Annotated in this window: 22 protein-coding genes and 1 tRNA gene; 7 read left to right on the top strand and 16 right to left on the bottom strand. The window is 40.4% G+C overall.

Features of this window, described 5'->3' with window-relative positions; translation table 11 throughout:
* Nucleotides 1–340: 340 nt before the first annotated feature.
* The 4 genes from BDD30_RS15715 to mutY form a co-directional block, all read right to left on the bottom strand.
* A tRNA-Phe gene (locus tag BDD30_RS15715) sits at nucleotides 341–416 on the bottom strand.
* 166 nt (nucleotides 417–582) lie between these two features.
* Entirely contained in the window at nucleotides 583–1,656 is a 1,074-nt protein-coding gene (gene mltC, locus BDD30_RS15710) for a membrane-bound lytic murein transglycosylase MltC (RefSeq protein WP_015835413.1), read from the bottom strand.
* A gap of 190 nt (nucleotides 1,657–1,846) precedes the next feature.
* Nucleotides 1,847–2,119, bottom strand: a complete 273-nt coding sequence (locus BDD30_RS15705; protein ID WP_015835412.1) for an oxidative damage protection protein — start codon at nucleotides 2,117–2,119, stop codon at nucleotides 1,847–1,849.
* 31 nt (nucleotides 2,120–2,150) lie between these two features.
* A complete protein-coding gene (gene mutY / locus BDD30_RS15700) occupies nucleotides 2,151–3,191 on the bottom strand; it encodes an A/G-specific adenine glycosylase (RefSeq protein ID WP_015835411.1) in 1,041 nt (346 codons plus the stop codon).
* 241 nt (nucleotides 3,192–3,432) lie between these two features.
* On the opposite strand from mutY, the gene trmB reads away from it, so the two are divergent.
* From trmB to BDD30_RS15675, 5 genes are all read left to right on the top strand, one after another.
* The gene (gene trmB, locus BDD30_RS15695; protein WP_015835410.1) at nucleotides 3,433–4,152 is read left to right on the top strand and encodes a tRNA (guanosine(46)-N7)-methyltransferase TrmB; all 720 of its coding nucleotides are present in this window, start codon (nucleotides 3,433–3,435) and stop codon (nucleotides 4,150–4,152) included.
* Nucleotides 4,152–4,478: a YggL family protein gene (locus BDD30_RS15690; protein WP_015835409.1), complete on the top strand. Its 327-nt coding sequence runs from the start codon at nucleotides 4,152–4,154 to the stop codon at nucleotides 4,476–4,478. The genes trmB and BDD30_RS15690 overlap by 1 nt, the downstream gene beginning before the upstream one ends.
* 84 nt (nucleotides 4,479–4,562) lie before the next feature.
* The gene (gene glsB, locus BDD30_RS15685; RefSeq protein WP_121302698.1) at nucleotides 4,563–5,492 is read left to right on the top strand and encodes a glutaminase B; all 930 of its coding nucleotides are present in this window, start codon (nucleotides 4,563–4,565) and stop codon (nucleotides 5,490–5,492) included.
* Between the two features lie 28 nt (nucleotides 5,493–5,520).
* Nucleotides 5,521–6,243 carry a YggN family protein gene (locus BDD30_RS15680; protein ID WP_015835407.1) on the top strand — a complete coding sequence of 241 codons (723 nt, stop codon included), beginning with the start codon at nucleotides 5,521–5,523 and terminating at the stop codon, nucleotides 6,241–6,243.
* 116 nt (nucleotides 6,244–6,359) lie between these two features.
* Nucleotides 6,360–7,310: a siderophore ABC transporter substrate-binding protein gene (locus BDD30_RS15675; protein WP_015835406.1), complete on the top strand. Its 951-nt coding sequence runs from the start codon at nucleotides 6,360–6,362 to the stop codon at nucleotides 7,308–7,310.
* A 734-nt stretch (nucleotides 7,311–8,044) separates the two neighbouring features.
* Here the strand turns inward: BDD30_RS15675 and BDD30_RS15670 are convergent.
* The 6 genes from BDD30_RS15670 to BDD30_RS15645 all read right to left on the bottom strand — a co-directional run bounded on the left by BDD30_RS15670 (nucleotide 8,045) and on the right by BDD30_RS15645 (nucleotide 13,455).
* Nucleotides 8,045–8,707 (bottom strand): hypothetical protein, encoded by a 663-nt coding sequence (locus BDD30_RS15670; protein ID WP_015835405.1) that lies wholly within the window; start codon nucleotides 8,705–8,707, stop codon nucleotides 8,045–8,047.
* A gap of 893 nt (nucleotides 8,708–9,600) precedes the next feature.
* Nucleotides 9,601–10,731, bottom strand: a complete 1,131-nt coding sequence (gene hemW / locus BDD30_RS15665) for a radical SAM family heme chaperone HemW (protein ID WP_015835404.1) — start codon at nucleotides 10,729–10,731, stop codon at nucleotides 9,601–9,603.
* Nucleotides 10,724–11,317, bottom strand: coding sequence for an XTP/dITP diphosphatase (locus tag BDD30_RS15660; protein WP_041382310.1), 594 nt, complete (start codon nucleotides 11,315–11,317; stop codon nucleotides 10,724–10,726). Before BDD30_RS15660 ends, hemW begins: the two co-directional genes overlap by 8 nt.
* A gap of 28 nt (nucleotides 11,318–11,345) precedes the next feature.
* Complete coding sequence (locus BDD30_RS15655; RefSeq protein WP_015835402.1) at nucleotides 11,346–11,894, bottom strand: YggT family protein; 549 nt, start codon at nucleotides 11,892–11,894, stop codon at nucleotides 11,346–11,348.
* Between the two features lie 18 nt (nucleotides 11,895–11,912).
* Nucleotides 11,913–12,734 carry a pyrroline-5-carboxylate reductase gene (gene proC, locus BDD30_RS15650; protein WP_015835401.1) on the bottom strand — a complete coding sequence of 274 codons (822 nt, stop codon included), beginning with the start codon at nucleotides 12,732–12,734 and terminating at the stop codon, nucleotides 11,913–11,915.
* Nucleotides 12,735–12,759: 25 nt separating this feature from the next.
* Nucleotides 12,760–13,455, bottom strand: coding sequence for a YggS family pyridoxal phosphate-dependent enzyme (locus tag BDD30_RS15645; protein WP_015835400.1), 696 nt, complete (start codon nucleotides 13,453–13,455; stop codon nucleotides 12,760–12,762).
* Nucleotides 13,456–13,476: 21 nt separating this feature from the next.
* Here BDD30_RS15645 and BDD30_RS15640 point away from each other — a divergent pair, with 21 nt between their 5' ends.
* Nucleotides 13,477–14,478: a type IV pilus twitching motility protein PilT gene (locus BDD30_RS15640; RefSeq protein ID WP_015835399.1), complete on the top strand. Its 1,002-nt coding sequence runs from the start codon at nucleotides 13,477–13,479 to the stop codon at nucleotides 14,476–14,478.
* Between the two features lie 41 nt (nucleotides 14,479–14,519).
* Here BDD30_RS15640 and ruvX read toward each other — a convergent pair whose 3' ends face one another.
* From ruvX to rsmE, 4 genes are all read right to left on the bottom strand, one after another.
* On the bottom strand, nucleotides 14,520–14,939 hold the full coding sequence (ruvX, locus tag BDD30_RS15635) for a Holliday junction resolvase RuvX (RefSeq protein WP_015835398.1): 420 nt from the start codon (nucleotides 14,937–14,939) through the stop codon (nucleotides 14,520–14,522).
* Nucleotides 14,940–15,503, bottom strand: a complete 564-nt coding sequence (locus tag BDD30_RS15630; protein WP_015835397.1) for a YqgE/AlgH family protein — start codon at nucleotides 15,501–15,503, stop codon at nucleotides 14,940–14,942.
* A gap of 107 nt (nucleotides 15,504–15,610) precedes the next feature.
* Nucleotides 15,611–16,561 (bottom strand): glutathione synthase, encoded by a 951-nt coding sequence (gene gshB, locus BDD30_RS15625; RefSeq protein ID WP_015835396.1) that lies wholly within the window; start codon nucleotides 16,559–16,561, stop codon nucleotides 15,611–15,613.
* Nucleotides 16,562–16,571: 10 nt separating this feature from the next.
* Nucleotides 16,572–17,303, bottom strand: a complete 732-nt coding sequence (rsmE, locus tag BDD30_RS15620; protein WP_041382307.1) for a 16S rRNA (uracil(1498)-N(3))-methyltransferase — start codon at nucleotides 17,301–17,303, stop codon at nucleotides 16,572–16,574.
* A 296-nt stretch (nucleotides 17,304–17,599) separates the two neighbouring features.
* On the opposite strand from rsmE, the gene BDD30_RS15615 reads away from it, so the two are divergent.
* Entirely contained in the window at nucleotides 17,600–18,274 is a 675-nt protein-coding gene (locus tag BDD30_RS15615; RefSeq protein ID WP_015835394.1) for a prepilin peptidase, read from the top strand.
* Between the two features lie 37 nt (nucleotides 18,275–18,311).
* Here BDD30_RS15615 and BDD30_RS15610 read toward each other — a convergent pair whose 3' ends face one another.
* Both BDD30_RS15610 and BDD30_RS15605 read right to left on the bottom strand, forming a co-directional pair.
* A complete protein-coding gene (locus BDD30_RS15610) occupies nucleotides 18,312–18,953 on the bottom strand; it encodes a DsbA family protein (protein ID WP_015835393.1) in 642 nt (213 codons plus the stop codon).
* A gap of 31 nt (nucleotides 18,954–18,984) precedes the next feature.
* On the bottom strand, nucleotides 18,985–19,869 hold the full coding sequence (locus BDD30_RS15605) for an MBL fold metallo-hydrolase (RefSeq protein ID WP_015835392.1): 885 nt from the start codon (nucleotides 19,867–19,869) through the stop codon (nucleotides 18,985–18,987).
* Nucleotides 19,870–19,964: the final 95 nt, after the last annotated feature.

Below are 19,964 nucleotides of genomic sequence, written 5' to 3'. Positions count from 1 at the left end.
AAATAATTCCCTGTTGCAAGATGGGGAATTTTTTTGAACCGATACAATCTTCCATAACTCACCTTCTTCTGATCAATTGGGAAATCTTAACAACCGATATACAACATCGTGTTAATTAATTCGTTGATTTTAGTTTGGATGGCTTGACAGTTGCAATAGAACTTGTAAATATTGCGCTCGAACGAAAAAAGGACATCTGATTTCTCAGATATCCTGAATCTAGAACCTTTATACTTTATATCGAAGCGATGCAAGATCAAGTCAACTGAAACGATGCATTTAGGTTCCTGTATTGAACGCCCGTCGAGTTTTTTAATCTCTCAACCAACGCACTTTGAATTGGTGCCCGGAGGCGGAATCGAACCACCGACACGAGGATTTTCAATCCTCTGCTCTACCGACTGAGCTATCCGGGCAACGGGGCGCATTAAACCGTATTTGGTAGAACTCGTCAATAGATTTCTTCTGAAATAGTAATGTATGCTCTAAAATTAGTCTGTTGGCTAAAAATATAAGTAAAAATAACGGAGAGTAGAAAAACTGCTCTCCGTTATTACTTTATTGTTTTAACATTTTAATATTCTAATGATGATAACTTTTCTGGGCAGTATTTACTTTCATCAGATAATGGCGTGATTCTGCCGATGGATGTTTGGTCGTCAAAGTTTCATAAACATCACCCGGTGCCATGCTATTAATGATTTGAGCCGCTTTTTTCTTATCGTTGGAGAATACTCGTAATACACTGCCTGCACCGCCATTATAAGCGGTTATTACTGCGTAACGGCGGGATGTTGTGTTAGTGATGCCTCCCAGATAACTGTTTTGTAATATCGATAAATATGCAGTACCAGCATCAATATTATTTTCTGGATCAAACAGATAACTGCGGCTTGGTTGTCCTGATTTGCCTTTCATCTTAAAGACATCACGGCCAGCGGTATATTGCATAACTTGCATTAGCCCAAGTGCGTCAGAACGGCTGACAGCATACGGGTTAAAACTAGATTCTATTTGCATAATTGCCAAAATCAGAGATTCATCCACTCCATATTTGATGGAGGCTTGACGAACCAATGGCAGATATTTATGTGCACGTTTATCCAGATGGTTTGGTACCAATTGCATAGTGACAGACCAGATGATATGTAAACCGGACTGGCGTTTCTGTAATTTATTGGTAATCAGGTAATCTGCAAAATGTGTTGCTCGCCATTCCCAACGGATTGGCTGGCCGTTATTGTCCATAACCTGCCCGTAAAGGAATGGTTCTTTACTGATCTGAATATCGTTAGTATCAGAATAGAGATCAACTGAACCTGGATCATCACCCATTAATAAGGTAGCAATGATGGCTTGGCGTAAATGTGCTGTCGGTTCAGTCGGAGAAATTGTTTCAATCGTGATTGTCCCTGCCTCAAAATTGATATGGCTGCGGGTTTGATATTGATCGGTATATTTAACGTAATCTTTTGGGCCTGCAATTAATACTTCGTGCAACCCCCAAATGTTCTCGATGTTGTGAGCGAACTGGCCCATCAAAATATCAAAGCCATTGGTATCTTTTATATATTCTTCGTTGTATTTGATATTTTTGGTATTGGTACAGGAAACGAGAAGTGGGGCAATAACAAACAGAGCTAACAATTTTTTCATCTTACATTGCCATCTGGTGTTGAATACAACATCAGAGCCAGCGGCTCTGATGAAAGCTAATATTACCCTTTATCCTTCAAATTGCTACTTTGTTGGCTGTTTTCACTTACCCCAGTCACATCGTTATTTATGCTCCTGGGGATGCGTTCACTTGCCGCCGCGCTGCAACTTGAAATCTATTGGGTATATATTATTTTTCCGGTGGGGTATATCCATCAATTTGAATATCATGACCTTCAAACAGAAATTTAGTCATTTCCTGTTCAAGCAATTTACGATCTTCCGGGTTCATGGTGTTAAGCTTTTTCTCATTGATTAGCATGGTTTGCTTGCTCATCCACTGCCCCCATGCTTCTTTGGAAATTTCATTGAAAATGCGTTTGCCCAACTCTCCCGGATAAAGCTGAAAATCCAGTCCCTCGGTTTCGCGTTGTAAGAAAGTACAAAAAACAGTTCTGCTCATAATCTATCCTCAAATATAGCGGGTATGGGATTCAACTCAGTTGTTGTAACAGATATTCAACTGGTGCTGCCAACCCAACAGTCGCGGGTTGCTGTAAGTTATACCAAAGTCCTTTATTTTCATCCATGCAGGCAGCAAAAGATAAAATATTTATTTTTATCGGTACAATATCCAGATGAAAATGGCTGAATGTATGGCGGAATGCGGTGAGTTGCTCATGTTTGCTATGAGAAATACCGGATTGTTCCAGCCAATCATTCAATGAATCTATACTTTCGAATTGAGGAAACGCGAATAAACCACCCCAGATCCCAGTTGGCGGGCGCTGTTCCAGCCAGACAGAGTCGTTATTTTGCATCAGTAGGAAATAAGCTGTTTTCTCAGGAATGCTCTGTTTAGGTTTTTTGCCCGGGTATTTTGTCCAGCTATGGTTTGCATAAGCAATACATCCTTGATTCAACGGGCAAATTTCGCATTTTGGTTTGCTGCGGGTACAAACCATTGCGCCTAAATCCATCATTGCCTGATTAAAGTATTCCACTTCTTTTGCCGGTGTTACGTTGGTACTGATTTGCCAAAGGCTGTTTTCAACCTCTTTTTTACCCGGCCAACCTTCCATTGCGTAACAGCGAGCCAATACGCGTTTAACATTGCCATCAAGGATAGGGAAATGTTTACCCTGAGAAAGTGAAAGGATTGCACCTGCTGTTGAACGACCGACACCAGGTAAGGCAACGACATCATCAAATGTTGTCGGGAATTCTCCATGATACCGCTCTGCGATCTGTTGTGCTGCTTTATGTAGGTTGCGGGCACGGGCGTAGTAACCAAGGCCAGTCCATAAATGAAGGACCTCATCAAGTGGTGCTGCGGCAAGTGAAACCACATCAGGGAAACGTGAAATAAAGCGCTGAAAATAGGGAATGACTGTTGCAACTTGAGTTTGTTGTAACATCACTTCTGAAAGCCAGACGTGATAAGACGTCTTTTCCAGTTGCCAGGGCAGGGTTTTACGACCGTAAAGGTGGTACCAATCCAGTACCACTTTGGAGAATTGCTTTGCTTCTATCATTAGGATAATTATCTTCAGGGAAAATCAGTGTTTCGTGAACAAGATTGCAACATAGTGTAACCTCGCTGTAAACCGGAACTTTATTTCCGTGGTATTGCGCAATTTAGGATTAAAATTGTACTTGTAACTTCCGGGCTTGCTAAAATCGCCCATCTTTGGATAATGCGCTCTCTTTAGGTGGTTTGCCAGTAAAGCAGCCATGAATTCTTGAATAAATGCCGCTAAAACTGACAGAAATACTATGATAAATAACGTAATTTCGCCGGAATTTGATGAGAATGGCAGGGCACTGCGTCGTGTCCGGAGTTTTGTTCGCCGTCAGGGTCGGTTAACTAATCGTCAGCAACAAGCGCTTGATAATCTTTGGCCAAAAATGGGCGTTGAATATCAGGCAGAAAAGCTGGATATGGGGGCACTTTTTGGACGTGAAGCCGCTATTGTGTTGGAAATTGGCTTTGGTATGGGAGCTTCTCTGGTCACAATGGCAAGCCAAAATCCTGAAAAAAACTTTCTCGGGATTGAAGTACATATGCCTGGTGTCGGTGCTTGCTTGGCTTCTGCTGAAAATGAAGCAATCAGCAATTTGCGGGTGATGTGTCATGATGCTATTGAAGTGCTGGAGAATATGATCCCGGATAACAGTCTGGAAATGGTACAGCTTTTCTTCCCAGATCCGTGGCATAAAGCACGTCATAACAAACGCAGGATTGTACAGCCACCATTTGCTGAGCTGATAAAAAGCAAGTTAAAGGTGGGGGGTATATTCCACATGGCGACTGACTGGCAGCCATATGCTGAACATATGTTGGAAGTGATGAATAGCGTGGATAATTACCTTAATTTGTCTGAAAATGGTGATTATGTACCGCGTCCATCTTCACGCCCGATAACGAAATTTGAATTGCGCGGTCAGCGGTTGGGGCATGGCGTGTGGGATATCATGTATAAGAGGATTAAATAATGGCTAAAAACCGCAGTCGTCGTTTGCGTAAAAAGATGCACATTGATGAATTCAAAGAGTTAGGCTTTTCTGTTAAGTGGAGCTTTCCGTCTGACACGCCTGTTGATGTTATCGACAGTACTGTTGATGCATTTATTGATGAATTAATTGAATCTAATGGCTTAGCATTGGATGCCAGTGGTTATTTGCATTGGGAAGGTTTAATCTGCCTGCAAAAAATTGGTATGTGTACAGAAGAGCATCGCCAATTGGTTGAGAAATGGCTGAAGGATCGTGGTATGGAAGACGTCATGACTTCGGAATTGTTTGACGTTTGGTGGGATTGATTAACATATCGCTGTAAAATAGCCTGAATAACAACAGGGGTACCTATTAGTTTTAATCGGGTGCCCTTGTCTGGAGTAAAATCAGTGAGTAGTACAACGTTCTCTAACACGTTATTGTCGGATATTTTGCGACAAATTCGCCCCCTGATTGGCCAAGGGAAAGTGGCAAATTATATTCCTGCACTGGCGGAAGTTCCCGCTGATAACCTGGCAATAGCTATCTGCACCATTGATGGGCAGATATTTCATGCTGGAGATGCTGAGAAGCGTTTTTCGATTCAATCTATTTCTAAGATCTTTAGCCTGACTTTAGCGATGACACGTTATCAGGAACAGGAAATTTGGCAGCGAGTCGGGCAGGAACCTTCCGGTCAGCCATTTAACTCATTAGTTCAGTTGGAACTGGAAAAAGGTAAACCCCGTAACCCTTTTATTAATGCGGGTGCATTAGTTGTATGTGACATGTTGCAGTCGCGGTTGAGTGCACCTAAACAGCGTATGCTAGAAGTTGTACGCAAGCTTGCCGGTTGTTCTGATATTTGTTACGACAACAAAGTTGCTCGTTCTGAAATGGAACATTCTCACCGGAATGCGGCGATTGCCTATTTGATGAAATCCTTCGGTAATTTCGATAATGATGTGCTCGCTGTGTTGCAAACTTATTTCCATTATTGTGCTTTAAAAATGAATTGTATTGAACTTGCCAGATGTTTCGTTTACTTAGCGAATCAGGGGAGTACGATAGGTGCTGAACAGCAGATTTTAAGCCCCCGCCAGACCCGGCAGATTAATGCATTGATGATGACCTGTGGTATGTATGATGGTTCAGGTGAATTTGCATTCAGAATTGGTATGCCGGGAAAATCAGGCGTTGGTGGTGGGATTGTGTGTGTCGTGCCGGGAGAGTTTACTGTTGCCGTTTGGTCACCAGAGTTGGATCGTTCGGGGAACTCTTTAGCCGGTTGTGCTGCCTTAGAATTATTAGCCGATCGTATAGGTCGATCTGTTTTTTAACTCTCAGGTGGTTTTCTTAGGAGAAAATATGTTACGCAAGACTATTATTGCAGTATCTTTGCTATTTGTTGCTCAGGCTCAGGCAGGTTATGAATGTCAGGTAAACCCACAGAATGACATTATTATCACACCTAAATCAGTTCAGGTTGTGGGGGCAAGTGGCAATCTCCAGATTTCACCTGATGGCTCGATTATCCGTGACGGTAAAAACCTGAACTTAAATACTGAACAGCGTCAGAAAGCACGACATTATCAGCAGGCTTTGCGGCAGGATTTGCCTTGGATTAAACAAGAGACTAGCAAGCATTTGATAACTGCTCGTAAATCCTTGGACAAAGTCGTTATTGATACTATGGGTAAGGATAGTAATGTGCGTAACCGATTGTCCGAACTTGAATCAGGGCTGAATAAACAGATAAACCAGATTATTGAAACCCGCTCGGATGGTATGGCATTTCATCATCAGGCGATTAAGCAAGTTGAAAAAGAGAGTCGTAGCTTAATTGAACAGAGCCTTGGTGGAGTATTACAGGACAGCATTAATGAAATTGGCAATAAACAATTTAGTCTGAATGGTGATAATAATCAGGCGCTACAATCTTTGCTGGGTAGTTTAGGGGGATTGCAGAATAATTTGAAAGCTGAATGGAAAGTACAAGAAGAAGATTTTCAGCGTTTTGGTAAAAAGGTTTGCGGTAAAGTCAGTACTCTTGAACAACAAAGAATTGAATTAATGAATTCTATTAAGTAATTCTCAATGATTACAAATAAGAATCAATTTCAAATTGATTCTTATTTAGATTGACATATTTTTCTCTCCACCTAGAATGCAAATTCTTACTAATATTCTTTCTTGGAGCGCGATATATGAAAAAGATAATCCCTGTCTTTCTGGCTTCATTATTTGTTGTTGCAAGCCATTCCGCAGTTAGTCAGACGTCTGCTGTATTCACCCCAAATGCTGTAACAGCTCAGGTTGATGATAAGATTACAGTTAAACATCTGTCTGGAGAAACCGAGGTCAAGAGGAATCCTCAGAAAGTCGTTTTATTTGATTTCGGTACTTATGATTCATTGGCTAAATTAGGTCTATCAGATCGGGTTGTTGCATTACCTACTGGTAATACACCTGAATATCTCCGTAATAGTCTGCCTAAAGGGGTAGAAAGTGCGGGTGGAATAAAAGAGCCAAATCTGGAAAAATTGGTTCAGCTTAAACCGGATCTGATAGTTATCACTGGCCGTCAAGGGCCTTTCTACGAAAGACTGTCAAAAATAGCACCAACAATTAATCTGGGAACAGATAGCAAAAATTATTTGGCTTCAGTTGAAAGTAACCTAACATTATTAGGTGAATTGTTTGGTAAACAAACTGAAGTAAAAGGACAGATTGTTGCTCTGGAAAAAATAATTGCTAAAGCTCAGAATAAAGCTCAGGCTTCTGGTGCTAAGGTTTTAGTATTGCTGCATAACGCAGGTAAATTAATTCTGAGTGACCAGAGCGTAGTATATGACGTGGTTAAGGCACACAGAGCGGAATTACCCGCAGCTGCTGATGAGGATAAAACTAAACGCCGTGTAGTTACTTCTGACATGATTGCTCAGGCTAATCCGGATGTGATTTTAATTATTGATCGCAGTGAAGCAATTCATGCAGGTAAGCTGGACAAAGTACAGTTTGAAGATGATAAAGTAAAATCCACTTCAGCTTATAAGAATGGCAAAATTACTTATCTAAAATCTGATCTGTGGTACTTGTCTGGTGGTGGTTTGGAAAGCTTGACGGCACAAATCAATGCTGTTGAGGATGCTCTTTAATTAGGTGGCTTTGATCATGTTAAATTTGTGGTAGTGATTAAAGTTCTGCAATATATTTGTTCAGATCTGGTCTGACAGTTATCGGTTATTATACTGATAACTGTCAGGATGAATTCCGGTTGAGATAATTTACTGTCAGATATTATCAGAATCTCTTTCTTTTAAATCAGTATATAAGTTGTTATGAGGTGTTTTTAACTACTTCATTTTGTTGTGGTTTATTTCAGTACTTGCGAAATAAAGAATTGAGTTAGTTTAAATAATAAATCTGTTATGGATGTTTTTTTATATACAATCAAATTGGTTATTCAAATAAAGAAAGTATATTATTATGAAGTTTTATTTATCTTCTTGTTTTCAGCAATGAAAATTAATACGAAGGTCTTTGTTAAATTCTGGGTTATTCCACTTGGTGAAATATAAAAATAATAACCGGGCGAAATGTCATAATTTTCATATTCAATAGATGGCTAGTAATCATTATTGATTTTATACCCGTTATCTTTCAAGTTGCCTCTTTGTTGGCTGCACTCACTCACCCCGGTCACATAGTTATCTATGCTCCCGGGGATTCGCTCCCTTGCCGTCGCGATGCATCTTGAAATCCATTGGGTATATATGTTTAGTATTTAACCTATTTACATTTGTGATATAAAATAGGATATTTATATTGAAAGGAACTTATAATAAATAATAAGTTCCTTGATAATTAAATGAAATTATAGATAAAGATTTTATGAGCAAGTATTAACTGCGTTTACAGAGTCAAGTACTAATCTGGCTATAGCAGGACCAGCCAGTGCTATTTCTGCAATAAATGCAGCTCCACCTGTAGCAAACCATATGGTTAATTGTGCTATTGCAGTTATTCCAGTAATAACCCAGTTGTACCAATGCATTGACTCTTTTAAGCAATTAGTTATTCCAGAAATACCTATATTACCCTCAACTGCGGAAATTAATGACCAGGTATTCTTTGATTTATCAGTAATAGAATTCGAATTCTTAAGGCTATGAACTATATTAAATAACTCATGTATAGCATCATGACCTAATTTTTTCAATAATATCTGTGTGGCTGATTCTCTTTCGGATTCATGTATGCCCATGAATTTAAATGCAAGTTTAAAAGCACCTGCGACAACTGTACCAATGGCAAGAGTACATGGAGATACACCTGCGTACTCTATTAATTTTAATCCTCCATCAGTGTCAGTTGGAGCTGAATTATTAAAATGCAATCTCTTGTAAGCATCATTTACAACCATGTCAAAGCTAATATTTTCCTTTTGATGATCGGAAAGTTGGTCATAAAAATCTTGATAATATGGAGTGAGTTCTGCGGCAAGGTCTTCTTTGGACAAGGTATATAACATTTCTTTATTTTCAATATTCATTTTTTACCCCAAGCAAAGTGAAATTAAAAATTATTTTTTAAAATATTCGTGCTTATAAATAGAAATGTAACCAAGCACAAATTAAATATAGTCGTATCTGAGATAATTTAAATGATATTATTGTGTCGCAATTCACATATATTAAAATTTATTGCTGTAATCTTGCGGTAAATATATTTTTTAATTTTATTTTATTGGGATTAATACGTTTGTTGATGATCGTTTTTAACTATTGTCCACGTGGATAAATATATTATCAGGAAGAATTAAAAATATTGATGTTATTGCTGTTGGATAATTATTTTTTAAATATATTGGCATTTTATTGTTTTTAATTGAATTGTAACTTATATATTATTTTATTTTTGATTACAGTAATGATATATAAAATATCATGACTTTCTATATGGATATATCTGTTTTGACTAAATATTTAAGCCATTCTTCGGTTATTAGTTTGCCCAACTGTTGGGAACAGGGATTTTTAGGGCATTACTCTACTATCTTTATTCATTGAGACATCATGTATTTTAATCTTGGGAGAGTTATCAATTCGCCAAAAGTACTTCTTCTGATATCAGGAAGGAGAGGAATTTCAGCGGGACAATTAGCCTTGCTGAAGCATAATCTGATATTGAGCAATTAGTCTTACTGCCCGGGAATCCCCACTGAAGCTCAGTAGGGATAAGTGTATACCCTATGGATTTCAAGATGCATCGCGACGGCAAGGGAGCGAATCCCCGGGAGCATAGAGAACTATGTGACCGGGGTGAGTGAGTGCAGCCAACAAAGAGGCAATTTGAAAGATGACGGGTATATGATGAGTAGACTCGAAACCCTTTCATGTACCAGATGATAGTTGTGAAGCTGAATTCTTCGGGGATAATTTTGTGTTAAAGAAATAGCTCCAATAATGAATTCAGGAATAATTTACCTTTCTGGGTAATTTGCCAATGTGTTGCTGTTTCAGAAAGATAGTTTGCGGCTAAAGCTTGATCTATTGGGTTGCGGATTGAAGCTTCAGATAATCCAGTGAAATTACTGAAATCTTGTTTTGGCATTGCTTCTAGTAAACGGAATCGGTTCATAAAAAATTCAAATGGCCGATCTTCATTTTCTACCTGATTTTGTTTATCCAAATAGCGCCCCTGCATATATCCACGAGGATGCTTGGTTTTTACTGTACGCAGAATACGACCATCTTCAAATGTGATTTTTCCATGAGCACCGCAGCCAATACCAAGGTAATCCCCAAAGCGCCAGTAGTTGAGATTATGCTGGCATTGGTAACCTGGTTTGGCATAAGCAGAAGTTTCGTATTGCTGATAACCCGCTGCTGTCAGTAATTGGTGACCTTGTGAAAAAATATCCCACAACGCATCATCATCAGGCAGAACCGGGGGGCGGGAACCAAAGCGGGTATTGGGCTCAATAGTCAACTGATACCATGAAAGGTGTGGTGGTGATAATGCGATAGCCTGACGTAAATCATCCAGTGCTTCATTCAGGCTTTGGTTTGGCAAACCATGCATCAAATCCAGATTAAAACTGCGTAGCCCCAGACTGGCAGCTAAACGTGCTGCTCGTTTGGCTTCATCTGGCCCGTGAATCCGACCAAGGCGTACCAGTTTATCCGGACTGAAACTCTGCACGCCAATGGATATTCGGTTAATACCTGCTCGCTGATAACCGCTGAAACGGTCGGCTTCCACCGTACCCGGATTGGCCTCCATCGTAATTTCAGCTTGTGTCGATACCGGTAGGAGAGTACGAACACCATCCAGTAATTGTTGCATCCCTTGTGAACTGAGTAGGCTGGGGGTTCCACCACCAATAAAGATAGTGGTAACTTCTCGTCCTTTAACCATTGGCAGATCTGTTTTCAGATCTGCCAATAAATGGTCAACATATTCTTGATGTGGAACATCACCTTTCAATGCATGAGAGTTGAAATCACAGTAAGGACACTTTTGTACACACCACGGAATATGGATATAAAGACTAAGTGGTGGGAGCTTAAGCATTACTTAGTGTATCCAACATCATCTTTAGTGCCTGACCACGGTGCGAAACGGCATTTTTTTGTTCACCAGTTAATTCAGCTGCGGTACAACCTAATTCCGGTATGTAAAAGATGGGATCATAGCCGAATCCACCATTACCGGTAGGTTTACGTGCGATAATCCCCGGCCAGCGGCCATGAAATACCAGTGGTGTTGGATCTTGTGCGTGGCGGATATAAACCAGCACACAGTTAAACTGAGCTTGGCGTTGATCATCAGGAACATCTTTCATCGTATCTAACAGTTTTTCCAGATTCTGCTGATCAGAGGCATTTTCGCCTGCATAACGAGCTGAATAGATACCTGGAGCACCGCCAAGGATGTCTACGGATAGACCAGAGTCATCTGCAATCGCCGGTAGGCCAGTAACTTGTGCGGCGTGGCGGGCTTTAAGAATGGCATTTTCAATAAATGTTAGCCCGGTTTCTTCGGCTGAATCTACGTTTAGCTCAGTTTGAGCGACAATATCCAGACCAAAATCAGCCAGTAATTGCGCCAGTTCACGAACTTTTCCGGGATTGCCGGTTGCCAGAACAACTTTTTGCATCATTTTGAACCTAATTTAAATTCTTACTTTACTGTATTAGCCATGAGATAACATCCGCACGAAGATAGTTCAATGCGTAAAGAATCAAAATAACGATCATAGCGGAGAAATCGAGGCCGCCCATTGTTGGGATAATACGGCGGATAGGTGCCATCAATGGTTCTGTCAGTTGCATCAGAACATAGTCAATTGGATTGCGTCCCTGGCTTATCCAGCTTAGTAAAGCACGGGCCAGCACTAACCAAAATACCAGTTTACCTGCTGCTGTTAGCAATTCGATTAATCCGATAGGGATAAAAAGTGTGAGGAAGGTAACCGTACCGGTACTGAACCAAAGTTGCATGACTAATTTAAACAATACCAGAATGTAGGCGACAACAATGGAGGCAGTATCGAGCGAGCCAATAGCTGGTATAACTCGGCGTAATGGCCGAACGATCGGTTGAGTTATTTTCACAATAAATTGGGCAAATGGGTTATAAAAATCACAACGCGCCCATTGCATCCATACACGAAGTAATAAAACAGCGATGTATAGATCCAGAACTGTGAATAGAATAAAGGTTAAAAATTGCATTTAGCAGCCTTGATAAAATTAAAATAGTTTTTCCATTTCCTGTGCCCGGCGAATAGCCGCTTGCATAGCGTTGGATACGGTTTCCGGCAATTTGCCTTCATAAAAGATACGTAATGCTTCCGCAGTAGTACCGCCTTTAGATGTTACCTGTTCACGCAGGGTTGCAAAAGGGAGATCGGCATTTGATGCGGCCAGTGCCGCAGAACCTATTGCCGTTTGCAAAACAATTTCATGGGCTGCTTTGCTATCAAAACCTAAACGTTCTGCTTCTTGTTGCATTGATTCCATAAATAGGAAGAAATAAGCGGGCGCACTGCCTGCTACGGCGATAATATCATTGATGCCGTTTTCATCTTTTACCCAATAGGTCTTACCGACACTGTTCATTAATGCTTGAGTGAAATCACGATCAGACTGACTGACTTGTGCAGATGCAAATAATCCACTTAAACCTTGACCAACTAATGCTGGCGTGTTTGGCATGACGCGGACGATATTAAGTTTGTCTTGTAATAAAGCATCAAAGCGTGCAACGGAAATACCTGAGGCGATAGATAGAATCAGTTTGTTACTGAAATCCACGTGATTTTTTAGAGGTTGGCAAACATCTGCCATCACTTGCGGTTTTACGGCCAGAACAATAACATCAGCTTCCTGTGCGTAGCGAATATTATCACTGCTGCTGTTGACGCCATATTCTTTTGCCAGTACATCACGGCGAGTATTACCTGGGGTACAAACATTAATCAGATCAGCGGGATAACCTCCTTTTACCAATCCAGCAATGATGGCGTGAGCCATATTTCCTGCACCAATAAAGGTAATTTTACGTTTTTCCATTAAATACCTCGTAGCGTTGAAATGGTTAGTTGTGATACTGACGTGCACCGAAAATTGCTGTTCCAATTCGTACTAATGTGGAACCACAATGAATAGCGGCAGCCATATCGTCAGTCATCCCCATTGAAAGGGTATCTATTTGAGGATATTTAGTTTTCAGATTAAGGAAAACTTGTTTCATTCTCCTGAAAACCATCAATTGACGTTCATAGTCAGGTTCCGGTGCTGGGATTGCCATTAAACCGCGTAGCTTCACATGGGGAAGTTTATTCACTTCAGTTGCTAGCATTGGCAATTCATCAAGTTGAATACCTGATTTGCTTTGTTCATCACTGATATTAATTTGAATAAGAATATTCAGCGGTTTCATTCCTTCTGGGCGTTGTTCGCTCAGTCGTTGTGCTATTTTTAAGCGGTCAATGGTATGGCACCAGTCAAAATTTTCTGCTACCAACCGGCTTTTATTAGATTGCAATGGTCCGATAAAGTGCCATATCAGATCATCACGATTTGCAAAATGAGTAATTTTTTCTACCCCTTCTTGCACATAATTTTCGCCGAATTGGCGTTGCCCGGCAATGATTGCTTTTTCGATATCTTCCACAGGTTTAGTTTTACTGACTGCAAGCAGAGTAATTTCTTCTGGAGCGCGTTCGCATTTCTGTGCGGCAATGACTATGTGGGTCCTGACATCTTGTAAATTTTGTTCAATATTGTTCATGGTGACTCAGGAGATTAAAAAATGAATATGGATAAGTTAGTGGCCCTTAGTGTAAAGCATAATGCTTCAGATCTGCATCTTTGTGTTGGGCAGGTTCCTGTATTACGTATAGATGGTGTGCTTTATCCACAAACTCAACTGCCATCTATAAATAATGCATTGCTGGAAGAGTGGAGCCGGCAGTTTTTATCAGAAAATCAGCGACAACAGCTATTAACTAGTGGACAGGTGGATTTTGTGCTGGAGACAGAAAATGGCCAACGATTGAGAGGAAACTTTTTTCGCCAGCAATCTGGGTTTTCAGTAGTTTTACGTTTAATTACATCTCAGTGCCTCTCTTTGGAACAATTAAAAGCGCCTGACATTATCGGTGAAATGATTTTGCGAGAAGAAAGTGGATTGATTCTGGTAACGGGGGCTACAGGTAGCGGGAAATCAACAACGTTAACTGCCATTGTGGATAGGCTGAATAGTTATTGTTGTCATCACATTATTACATTGGAAGATCCTGTGGAGTTTGTCCACAATAGTCGCAATTGCCTGATACAACAACGACAAATTGGTTTGGATTCGTCCAGCTATCAAGAAGCGTTGAAAGGGGCTCTCCGACAAGATCCTGATGTACTGCTGTTGGGTGAGCTACGAGATAAAGAGACAATTCGCTTGGCGTTAACTGCGGCAGAAACGGGGCATTTAGTATTTTCAACTTTACATACCAGAGGGGCTATACAAACAATCGACCGGCTGGTGGATATTTTTTCAGCTGAAGAAAAAGGATGGGTACGTAGCCAATTGGCTGGGAGTTTAAAGGCTGTGATAGCACAGCAATTAGTCTCGGCGCGGGGAGGAGGGCGAATTGCTGTGTATGAAATATTGGTGGTTAATCAAGCGGTTAGTCATCTGATACGGGAGGGGAAAAATCATCAGATATTAACGCTTATGCAGACAGGTGCTGCCAGTGGGATGCAAACCTATGAGCAAGGCTGGCAGCAGCGTAAATTACAGGGGTTACTAGCAGAGTAGGAAGAGATGAAGATTAAAGAAAATGCTCTCAGTGACTTTTGTTAATAATGTTGCTCAAACCAACTTTCTAGAATAATGACAGCAGATGTAGCATCTACTTTACCTTTATCTAAGGCTTTGTAACCACCACGGTCAAATAGATGAGCACGGGCTTCAACCGTTGTCAGACGTTCATCCTGTAGCTCAACTTGTACACCAAACCGGCCATGCAGCCGGTTTGCAAATTTACGGGCCTGTATTGTTACAAATTGCTCAGTACCATCCATATTGAGAGGAAGGCCAACGATAACTAGATCGGGTTGCCATTCTTTGAGCAATTTTTCGATTTGTTGCCAATTGGGGATACCATCCGTGGCTTTAAACGAGGTTAATGCTCTGGCAGTACCCGTAATTTCCTGTCCAATAGCTGCGCCAATGCTGCGGGTGCCAAAATCAAATGCCATTATTGTGCGGTTACTCATCTAAGCGTGTCCTGCTTGTAAAGCAATATTATAGATGTTGATGCCGAGTAAAGATGCAGCTTCACGCCAGCGGTCTGCAATTGGTGAGTTGAAAATAATATGTGGATCAGCGTTTGCTGTCAGCCAACTATTCTCCATTATCTCTTTTTCGAGTTGGCCCTTTTCCCAACTTGCATATCCCAGCGTGACCAATACCTGTTTTGGTTGACGAGGAGTACCTAGGGTTTCAAGCACATCTTTGGATGTGGTGATCATTGTGTCATCGGAGATTTTGATACTTGAGCTAAAACCGGGTTTTGGCGTGTGTAATATAAAACCATGATCTTCAGCAAGGGGGCCACCAGTCATGACAGGTTTATTTAGATTAATACTTTCATCCTGATCTTCTGGTGATATTTTCAGCTTTTGTAGAACTTTCCGAACAGAGATTTGCTCAATAGGTTTATTTATCACTAATCCCATTGCCCCGTTTTCATTATGTTCACAAATGTAAACAACTGAACGTTTGAAGTAGGGATCAGATAATGAGGGCATAGCGATAAGAAAGTGGTGCTGTAGATTCATTTTATTTTTAGTAATTACCTGGCTATGTGAGAGTTATTTAGCCCATAGTATGTGGGCTAAAAGTGTAAATGACAAATCTTGACGGGCAAATTAATAAAAAGAGCTTTTTATTTCTCTAATCGTTTTTCAATAGCATTCATCAGCATGCCAGTTATTGAAATGTCAGGAAAAGCGGCTTCTATCTCGCGTACACAGGTTGGACTGGTGACATTAATTTCGGTCAGTTTGTCGCCGATAATATCCAGTCCAACAAAAATTAACCCTTTTTCTTGTAAAGTAGGAGCAACAGCTTTGGCTATAGCCCAGTCACTTTCTGAAAGTGGGCGTGCTTCACCACGTCCACCCGCAGCAAGGTTACCACGAGTTTCACCTTGCGCTGGAATTCGCGCCAGACAATAAGGAACAGGTTCGCCATCGACAATTAATACCCGCTTATCGCCTTCTTTTATAGCAGGCAAGAAATTTTGTGCCATGCAAAAGCGGCTGCCATGTTCCGTCAGGGTTTCAATAATAACACCAACGTTTGGATCATCTTTTTTCAAGCGGAATATCGATGCACCGCCCATACCATCCAGAGGCTTAAAGATGACATCACTATGTTTTTGATGGAATTCACGCAGACGAATGGCATTGCGGGTGACTAGTGTATCTGGCGTTAAGTCAGGGAACCAGGCTGTGAATAGCTTTTCGTTACAATCGCGCAGACTCTGGGGTTTATTGACGATAAGAGTACCTTTCGCTTCAGCGCGCTCTAGAATATATGTGGTGTAAATGTATTCAGTATCGAATGGAGGATCTTTACGCATCAGGATAACGTCTAATGTTTCTAATGCCAGATCCTGTTCTTTATTAAGTTGATACCATTGTTGGGGGTTGTTTTCTACCTGCAATAGGCGAGTACGTGCGCGGGCTTCTCCTTGGTGTAAATAGAGATCGCTCATCTCCATATAATGGAGTTCCCAGCCACGGCGTTGTGCTTCCAATAGCATAGCAAAACTTGTGTCTTTCTTGATGTTGATGGATGAAATTGGGTCCATCACTATTCCGAGTTTGATCATTTTTTTTTCCTTAACCCAAATCGCCGAAACGCACTTGTAATGCAGTAATTGCGGTGAGTGCTGTGGTTTCTGTTCTCAGGACGCGTGGTCCTAGCAGGATATCAGTAAATTGGTGGTTAGCCGTCATAGCAATTTCATCTGTTGATAAACCACCTTCGGGGCCAATGAGTAAACGTACTTTTTCCACAGGTAAAGGCAGAGTGTTGATGCTTTGGTTGGCTCGTGGATGTAAATTCAGTTTTAAACTACCGTCATTTTCTGCGCACCATTGTTCAAGTTGCATAACTGGGCGGATTTCAGGTATACGGTTACGGCAGCATTGCTCACAGGCGGCAATAGCGATCTTCTGCCATTGTTGAAGTTTCTTAGCTAGTCGGTCTCCATCCAGTTTTACGCCGCAGCGCTCGGATATTAGCGGTGTGATGGTGTTTACCCCTAACTCTACAGATTTTTGGATGGTGAATTCCATTTTCTCACCGCGGGATATGACTTGCCCTAGATGGAGATTAAGTGGTGATTCATTATCGGCCAGTGTGCTATTACTGATATGTACTTTGACCGATTTTTTACTGGCTTCTGTAATTTCAGCATTGAAGATTTGATTACTGCCATCAAAGAGTTGTAACTGTTGACCATGACTCATTCTGAGTACCCGCCCGACATGGTTAGCTGCCTCATCACTGAGATAAATTTCAGTGCTAGATGAGAGTAATTCCGGATGATAAATGCGGGGTATACGCATGTTTTTTTCCTTCCTGCGGGGTATATAGCTGTACACATGGTAATAAATAATGGTGGCTATGATAAGGGAGGCCCAATACAACTATCAAGTTATCTCTGACACTGATTTTTATCTCTGGGTGGATATTGCGAGTCTGCTCGCATATTTATATCTAAATTAACTTTTTTATATTTATTTTGTTGTTTTAAATTGTCGATATTTATTATTATCTTTTTATGCCAAAAGTATAATGGATATTTGTTTTGTTATTTAATTAAAATATTTATTATATAATAAAGTTAGAGGTGTTTTATTAAATGGATTTTAATATTAATGTTTTTGTTCTGGCTGTTTTTACTGGAATAGTGGCGGGAATAATTCTGAATAAAATGATGTCGTTATTTACTGAGGTTATTTATGGATGTGAAAAAATATCTTTTGGTTATTTTCAGGTTGAATTAACGACATTGTTTATAACGGCTTTTTTTATGATTTATTTTCCATTAGGTTTTCATTTATATATTGTTTTAATATTTATTTGGATGCTAATTATACTTTCTTTTATTGATGTGAAAATTAAATTATTGCCAGATATAATAAATTATCCACTTTTATGGTTAGGACTATTATTAAATTTGAATCAAACTTTTGTGTCTATCGAACAAGCCGTGACCGGTGCGATTGCGGGTTATTTGATTTTATGGTCGCTCTATTGGTTATTTAGAATATTTTGTCATAAAGAAGGATTAGGATATGGTGATTTTAAGTTAATGGCGGCGATTAGTGCCTGGTTGGGGATTGGTGCAATTCCTTTATTAATGTTTTTATCCTCACTATTTGGTGTTATTGGGTGTTTGTGGATGTGGAGAATACGAGGAAATTACCAGGAATCTGTTGCTTTTGGCCCATATATAGCTATTTCTGCGATCATCATGATCTACATGAATTTAAAGGGAATTGATGGATTATCATGGATGGCGCCCGATAACTGAATAAGTTATATAGGCGCCAGCAGTTAAAATTGTGGTATTAAAATTGAGAGTGAATCAGCGCATCTTGCCAACGTTTGGGTTGTCCCAGGTATTTATCCAGAGAAATAACAGATAGCTCATTTCTATCATTTTCCAGAATAAAACTAGGGAAGCCTGAGCCACCAACTAGTGCTAATAGTTCACGGCTTTTACTAATATGCTGGAGACCTTCTGATTCATTATTCAGTGTCAACTCTTGCTGGAACAATTGTGAATTAAGCTGTAATTCATTTGCTAAATTCAATAATGTTTCAGTTTCGCTGATTTTTAATCCACGAACATAATGCGCTTTTTGTACTGCCAGTAACATTTCGACACCTTTACCAGCTAGCTTTTCTGCGGCAAGAATGGCTGATATCGGTGGTAATGAATCCATAATCAGTGATTTATCGTTTAGCAGTGTGACATATTGCTCACTGAAAACTTGCCCGGTAAGGTTTGCGATCCGTTTATCCTGGCTAAGGACATAATCACGCCATGCACTGTCTATTTGGCGTCTATTATCACCTGTCAGCATTCCGCCGCCATGCAATTCAATTTTCACATTTGCGACCTCTTTTGCTGCTTGTATCAGAGAGGAAACGCCATAACACCAGCCACATAGTGGATCATAGATATAATGCAGAGTCATTCCGGGCATATTACTTATTCCTGAAAAAGAGTTAATTCACTTATTGGGGCCACTTCATTTCGCCTTTCAGCACCTTAGCACTTAATTCGAGACTGGATTTGTCTCCAAGTTTTGGATAGTGCTTTTCCATTGCGGCTATTAGCGCTTTTGAATCTTTCGCTTTTACCAGCTCTTTCTCAAAAACAGTCAGGTACTTTTGCGTGAAATGAACGGATTCCAATGTCATTGGTGTGTTACCAATGAAATGTCCCGGAACCACAATTGTTGGTTTCAGCTCTTTTATACGATCTAATGTTTGCCCCCAGTTTTTACGAGACTCTTTAGTCTGTGTATCTGCCATCCAAACATGAATGTTATTTGAAACGGTGACACCGCCTACTACCGCTTTTAGTTTTGGTACCCAAACAAAAGTACGGTCAGCCGCGGGGCCATTCAGACCTTCGACGATCAGCTTTTCACCATCAACTGTAAAAGTGTTACCCTCCAACGGCTTCGGTACGATAACCTTTTTGGGTGCCTGATCTTTCAGGATACCTCCCCAATAAGCCAGTTTGCCATCTTTGGTTTGGTTGATTTCTTTAATTGTTTCTGGTGATGCAATGATTTTTGCGTCAGGAAACGCTTTGGTTAGTACTTCAAGGCCGAAGTAGAAATCAGGATCGGACTGACTGATATAAATGGTGGTCAGTTTTTTGCCGGTATCCTTAATTCTTTTGACCAGCGTTTCAGCATCGTTTTTTTGAAATTGGGCATCGATCAATACAACTTCTTTATCACCACTGATGATTTCAGAAGAGACGGGAAAGATGCTTTTTTCACCTGGATTGTAAACATCCAGCTTCAGTTCAGTGGCTTGTGCCAGAGAAACTGTACCCACAGAAAGGATACCAGCCAGTACGATGTTTAATTTTGTTTTGCGAGTCATGATTGAATTCCTGATGTTGTGCGAACGAGGTTCATAATAAGTTGCGTTTTTCGATAGAAAAACCACATAATTGGCAATTATTTGTTGCATAAATC

This window comes from Photorhabdus asymbiotica (genome assembly GCF_003634575.1).
Lineage (GTDB): Bacteria > Pseudomonadota > Gammaproteobacteria > Enterobacterales > Enterobacteriaceae > Photorhabdus > Photorhabdus asymbiotica.
The sequence above is the reverse complement of the archived record's forward strand: the minus strand, read 5'-3'. Positions and strand labels throughout refer to the sequence as shown.

Bases quoted from the DNA above. Each gene is read 5' to 3' on its own strand.
- mltC (WP_015835413.1), bottom strand. From the start codon at position 1,656: ATGAAAAAATTGTTAGCTCTGTTTGTTATTGCCCCACTTCTCGTTTCC.
- BDD30_RS15705 (WP_015835412.1), bottom strand. From the start codon at position 2,119: ATGAGCAGAACTGTTTTTTGTACTTTCTTACAACGCGAAACCGAGGGA.
- mutY (WP_015835411.1), bottom strand. From the start codon at position 3,191: ATGATAGAAGCAAAGCAATTCTCCAAAGTGGTACTGGATTGGTACCAC.
- trmB (WP_015835410.1), top strand. From the start codon at position 3,433: ATGATAAATAACGTAATTTCGCCGGAATTTGATGAGAATGGCAGGGCA.
- BDD30_RS15690 (WP_015835409.1), top strand. From the start codon at position 4,152: ATGGCTAAAAACCGCAGTCGTCGTTTGCGTAAAAAGATGCACATTGAT.
- BDD30_RS15680 (WP_015835407.1), top strand. From the start codon at position 5,521: ATGTTACGCAAGACTATTATTGCAGTATCTTTGCTATTTGTTGCTCAG.
- BDD30_RS15675 (WP_015835406.1), top strand. From the start codon at position 6,360: ATGAAAAAGATAATCCCTGTCTTTCTGGCTTCATTATTTGTTGTTGCA.
- BDD30_RS15670 (WP_015835405.1), bottom strand. From the start codon at position 8,707: ATGAATATTGAAAATAAAGAAATGTTATATACCTTGTCCAAAGAAGAC.
- hemW (WP_015835404.1), bottom strand. From the start codon at position 10,731: ATGCTTAAGCTCCCACCACTTAGTCTTTATATCCATATTCCGTGGTGT.
- BDD30_RS15660 (WP_041382310.1), bottom strand. From the start codon at position 11,317: ATGCAAAAAGTTGTTCTGGCAACCGGCAATCCCGGAAAAGTTCGTGAA.
- BDD30_RS15655 (WP_015835402.1), bottom strand. From the start codon at position 11,894: ATGCAATTTTTAACCTTTATTCTATTCACAGTTCTGGATCTATACATC.
- proC (WP_015835401.1), bottom strand. From the start codon at position 12,734: ATGGAAAAACGTAAAATTACCTTTATTGGTGCAGGAAATATGGCTCAC.
- BDD30_RS15645 (WP_015835400.1), bottom strand. From the start codon at position 13,455: ATGAACAATATTGAACAAAATTTACAAGATGTCAGGACCCACATAGTC.
- BDD30_RS15640 (WP_015835399.1), top strand. From the start codon at position 13,477: ATGAATATGGATAAGTTAGTGGCCCTTAGTGTAAAGCATAATGCTTCA.
- ruvX (WP_015835398.1), bottom strand. From the start codon at position 14,939: ATGAGTAACCGCACAATAATGGCATTTGATTTTGGCACCCGCAGCATT.
- BDD30_RS15630 (WP_015835397.1), bottom strand. From the start codon at position 15,503: ATGAATCTACAGCACCACTTTCTTATCGCTATGCCCTCATTATCTGAT.
- gshB (WP_015835396.1), bottom strand. From the start codon at position 16,561: ATGATCAAACTCGGAATAGTGATGGACCCAATTTCATCCATCAACATC.
- rsmE (WP_041382307.1), bottom strand. From the start codon at position 17,303: ATGCGTATACCCCGCATTTATCATCCGGAATTACTCTCATCTAGCACT.
- BDD30_RS15615 (WP_015835394.1), top strand. From the start codon at position 17,600: ATGGATTTTAATATTAATGTTTTTGTTCTGGCTGTTTTTACTGGAATA.
- BDD30_RS15610 (WP_015835393.1), bottom strand. From the start codon at position 18,953: ATGCCCGGAATGACTCTGCATTATATCTATGATCCACTATGTGGCTGG.
- BDD30_RS15605 (WP_015835392.1), bottom strand. From the start codon at position 19,869: ATGACTCGCAAAACAAAATTAAACATCGTACTGGCTGGTATCCTTTCT.